Annotated in this window: 3 protein-coding genes; 1 reads left to right on the top strand and 2 read right to left on the bottom strand. The window is 70.7% G+C overall.

The window, feature by feature from the left end; translation table 11 throughout:
* A partial coding sequence (locus tag D7X55_RS36750) for a thioredoxin family protein (RefSeq protein WP_233610288.1) occupies window positions 1–791 on the bottom strand: 791 nt, incomplete at its 3' end.
* Between the two features lie 412 nt (window positions 792–1,203).
* Here D7X55_RS36750 and D7X55_RS36745 point away from each other — a divergent pair.
* Window positions 1,204–1,668 carry a hypothetical protein gene (locus D7X55_RS36745; protein WP_120547745.1) on the top strand — a complete coding sequence of 155 codons (465 nt, stop codon included), beginning with the start codon at window positions 1,204–1,206 and terminating at the stop codon, window positions 1,666–1,668.
* Window positions 1,669–1,724: 56 nt separating this feature from the next.
* On the opposite strand, the gene D7X55_RS43685 is transcribed toward D7X55_RS36745, so the two are convergent.
* The coding region (locus D7X55_RS43685; RefSeq protein WP_121725464.1) for a hypothetical protein at window positions 1,725–4,233 on the bottom strand (2,509 nt) is incomplete at its 5' end.

The raw sequence follows: 4,233 nt of genomic DNA, 5'->3' as shown, positions 1-4,233 counted from the left end.
GGGTAGGGCTCTCCGGTGGAGGGCACCACGCGCTGGCCCTGTCCGTTGAAGTGCTGCACGTGCCGCACGGCGCCGTGCTCGTAGTGCATCACCGTCTTGCGCACGCGCGCGTTCACTCCGCCTTCGTGCATGCGCTCGGTGGTGAAGCTTTCGGACGCAATCCAGGTGCGCGGGCCGTGGAGCTGGCCCTGTTCGAAGGCGCCCTCCTGGGACACGGAGCCGTCCTCATGGAAGCGCTTGAAGGGCCCGTGCGGCCGGCCGTGCTCCATGATGCATTCGTTGCAGAGCGTGCCGTCCGCGCGCCAGTACCGCCACGTGCCGTGCGGCAGGCCCTTCGCGTCCTTGGGGCCGGAGGACCACTCCCCGTCGCCGTCGTCCCAGGTGGCGTCCTCGGGGATGCCGGGAGGGGGCTGGCCCGCTTCGGTCCGCTCGCGGTTCGCGGCGCGCTGCTTCTGCTCCGCGACGTCCACGGCCCGCAGCGCGGTGAGCAGCCGGTCCAGCGCGTCGGCGGGCAGCGCCTCGGAGACGCGGTGGACCTCCAGGCCGTCCTTGTACGCGACGAGCGTGGGATAGGTGTCGATGCCCAGCGGCTCGGCCACCGACTCGTGCGTCTCCGCGTCGAGCCGGGCGAACGTGATGTCCGCGAACCGGGTGGCCGCCTCGGCGAACACGGGCGCGAACGCGTGGCAGGGTTCACACCACGAGGTCCAGAAATCCACGACGCACATGCCGGGCTTCTGGGTGACTGCTTCGAAATCCTCCGGGGTCAACTCGACCGGGACACCTGCCAACGGGAACTCCTGCTCAGGGGGAGGGGCGATAAGAGGGGCGCCGGGGGCGCGCGTCAACCGGCGCGTCACGGGGAAACCCGCTTCCGTCCGGGCCGGACAGGGCCGGCCTGTAGCAATGCAGGGAGCGTCCGGACGCCCCCTGCGGCCAAGGACTCCGGCATGCGTCCTGTCCCCACGGCTGAGAAGTTGAGAACCCCCGCAAAGGCCTCCCCTCCGGCGGCGCTCCGCACAAACCTGTCCGACAGCCGGACAGGTTCTTGAGCAACCGGGTTCCGGGGGCGGTCGTTTCATCCGAGCCGCGGGGACTTGTCCGACTGTCGGACAGGTTTTGGCCGACCGCGGCCAGGGGGCGACCGTCGACAGACGTCCGTGCGGGCTGGCACCCTGGGCGTTCCTCCTTCACGAGCCGGACATGGCGGGAACCGCCCACGGCACGCCCGCGGAGTTCGCGGCCGCGTTCCGGCGGCTGGTCACCGTGTTCCGCCAGCAGGGCGTGACGAACGTGGGCTACCGCGTCTTCGACGTGGTGCGCCTCACCGACCACGAGACGCCGCTCACCGGGTCCGCGGAGCAGCTCTCCGGCTGGCGCGAGTCCGGCGGCCAGCCCTTCGTGACCGAGGACGCGCTCCAGGCCTTCACCCGCGAGCACGGGCTGGAGACCACGCCGCGCATCCTGGAGCAGGACGGCGCCGCGCTTCCGAAGGACCTGGAGGGCGCGTCCGCCTGGCTGCGCGAGCACGCGCCGTCCACGCGGTGCGCGCTGGATGGCGGGGCCGGGAAGCACCCGGAGGGCATCGTGGTGCGCACCCGCGACCGGCGCACCATCGCGAAGCTGCGCTACGAGGACTACGAGCGCACCCCGCGCGTGAAGCGTTGAAGTCGAGGAGGCGGCGGTGGCTCCGATTCCACCGCCGCCTCGCTCCATGCTTCGCTTCAATCAATCTGCAGTTCGGCGATCTTGTGCGGCTTGTCGCTGATGAGGTCCATCAGCTTCCCGAAGCCGAAGGTCAGCAGGCCGATGCCCGCGCCCACGGCCATGCCCAGCGGGCCGCCAATCGCGCCCACCGCCACCGCGCCACCCAGGCTGCCCGCGATGCCGACAGCACCCTTGGCGATTTGCGCGCCGTCGTTCACCTTCGCGCCGTTGACGATGTCCATCACGCCGCCCGCCGCGCCGCCCACCGCGCCCAGCACGTTGGCCGCGCCGCCCGCCGCCTTGAGCGCGGAGAGCGCCTTGCTCCCCATGCTCGCCGCCGTGCCGGCCACCTTGCCGATGCCGCCCATGCCCTTCACCGAATCCAGCACCGTGCGCGTGAGGGCGCCGCCGACCTTCGGATCCGCCAGCGTCTTCGCCCAGGGGATGCTCTTCGCGGTGTTGGCCGTGTTGGCGGTCGTGGTGAGCGCGCCCGCGTTCTTGAAGCCCTTGATGGCCTCCGTGAACGCCTTGCCGCCGGTGTACATGTTCAGCGCGCCGTTGGCCGTGTCCGCCACGCCCTTCACGATGTCCGGCATGTTGTTCTCGCGGATGCCTCGCGCCAGCGACATGCCGCCCGCCACCACGCCCGCCACGCCCGCCACGCCGCCCAGCGCGCTCGCGCCGCCCTGCGCCGCGTTCAGGCCCTTGGAGACGGTGTCCCTGCCCAGGATCTCCGTCGCCTTCGCCGGCAGCCGGCCTGCGTCCTGGCTCAGCCCCTGGAGCATCGTCAGCGCCTTCGCGCCGCCGCTGTTGGCGTACTGGTTCACCGTGTTCGCGGTGGAGATGGACGCCTGCTCCAGCAGGACCTTTCCGAATTCGTCGTCCTTGAAGGACTCGGCGTCCGTGACGTCGCGCAGGTCCGCGCCGTCCTTGCCGGACAGCTGCATCCGCTCGCCGTCCTTGCCCACCTCGTGGATACCCTTGCGCCCGTCCGCGTCCGTCACCGTGGTGCGCGAGCCCACCAGCTGCGCGCCCTGATCCGACACCAGCGACGTGTCCTCCTTGAGCGCGCTCTCCGTCCTGCCGTCCTTCGTGCGCCGGGTCTCCAGCGACTCCTGGAGCTCCAGGCCCTGGTCCGTGGCCTTGCGGCTGCTGTTGTAGTGCTGCTCCAGGTCGGAGCCGTCCGGCTCGCGGCTCCTGGCGTCCAGCTTCTCGATGGAGCCGTCCTGGCCGTACGTGGTGGAGGACTCGCCGCTCACGGGCACGCGCTTGGAGGAGTCCGCGCTCTCGAAGGTCTTGCCCTCGAACTTCTCCTTCAAGGTGCTGCCCTCGCGCGTGCGCTCCGTCTTGAGGGTCGCGTCCGGGTAGCCCTCGATGAAGGTCTGCGAGTCCAGCCGGTCCGCGCCCTTCTGCAGGTCCACCCTCCAGCGCTTCGGCGGGCGGCCGTCGCCCGTCTTGTCCGCGTCGTAGTCCTCACCGCCGTGCTGGGAGTACTCGTCGCGCACGCGGGCCATGTCCTCGTACGTGTGCGGCCCCTCGCCTGCGTACCGGGTGTGGCCGTCCAGCGTGCGGTCCACGTAGGACGTGGCCTTCACGTTGTCCTGGGAGAAGTTCTGCACGCGGCTGTACTGCGGGTCGCCCTGCTTGCCGTCCGCGCCCGGCGCCGGGATGGAATACGCATACGTGTCCGAGCGGTCCACCGGCTTGTCGAAGTCGAACGGGCCCTTGAGCTTGTTGTCGAAGCTGCCGCCGCCCTTCTGCTGGTAGAAGGACGTGCGGCTGCCCTCGGCGTTGCCGTTCACCTGCGAGTACTCGTCGGTGTGGAGCCGGTCGCCATCCTTGTGCTTCTCGATGGAGACCTCGTTGCGCGTATACGTCAGCCCCGCGTCGCGCGTCTTGGAGATGTCACCGAAGGACTTGAGGTCCGCCGCCTCGTTCCTGTCGCCCTTCCACTCCGCGCGCTCCACCAGCGTGGCGCCGTCCTCCTTCATCTCCAGACGGTCGCGCGTGTTGACGCCGTCCTGATAGGTGGCGCTGTCCACCACCACCGCGCCGTCCTGTTTCGTCGCGACGGAGCGCTCCACGACTTCCTTCTGGCCGTTGACGCGGGTGAGCTCCACCTGCGTGTCGGACAGGCGCTTGACGCTGGCGCCTTCGGGGACCTTCTCCTGGCCGTCCGCCATGGCGAAGAGCCGGTCTGCTTCCTGGGTCGTCTTCTCGCGCAGGGACTTCTGCGCATCCAACGTCTCCTGTCGCGTCTCGCCCACCGTCTTCAGGTCCACGGCCTGCTTCGCCTTGTCCTCGCCGGACACCGTCTGGCGCTCCGGCGGAGCCGCACCCGTCGCGGCCAGCCCTACGCGCAGCTGGGGGACCGCAGGGGGCGTCACGGCCGTGGCGGCGGCCTTCACCGCGCGGCCCACGCCGCTCAGGTCCGGGCCCGCGGCCGGCTTCTTCACGTCGAACCCGTCCGCCACCACGGCGGGCTTCTTCGCCTCCACCGGCGCGGCCTGGGGGGCGGCCGCGGCC

The sequence above is a fragment of the Corallococcus sp. AB049A genome (genome assembly GCF_003668885.1).
In the GTDB taxonomy this organism is placed as follows: Bacteria; Myxococcota; Myxococcia; order Myxococcales; family Myxococcaceae; genus Corallococcus; species Corallococcus interemptor.
The sequence above is the reverse complement of the archived record's forward strand: the minus strand, read 5'-3'. Positions and strand labels throughout refer to the sequence as shown.

Excerpts from the sequence above, each read along its gene's own strand:
- D7X55_RS36745 (WP_120547745.1), top strand. The coding sequence starts at position 1,204 with ATGGCGGGAACCGCCCACGGCACGCCCGCGGAGTTCGCGGCCGCGTTC.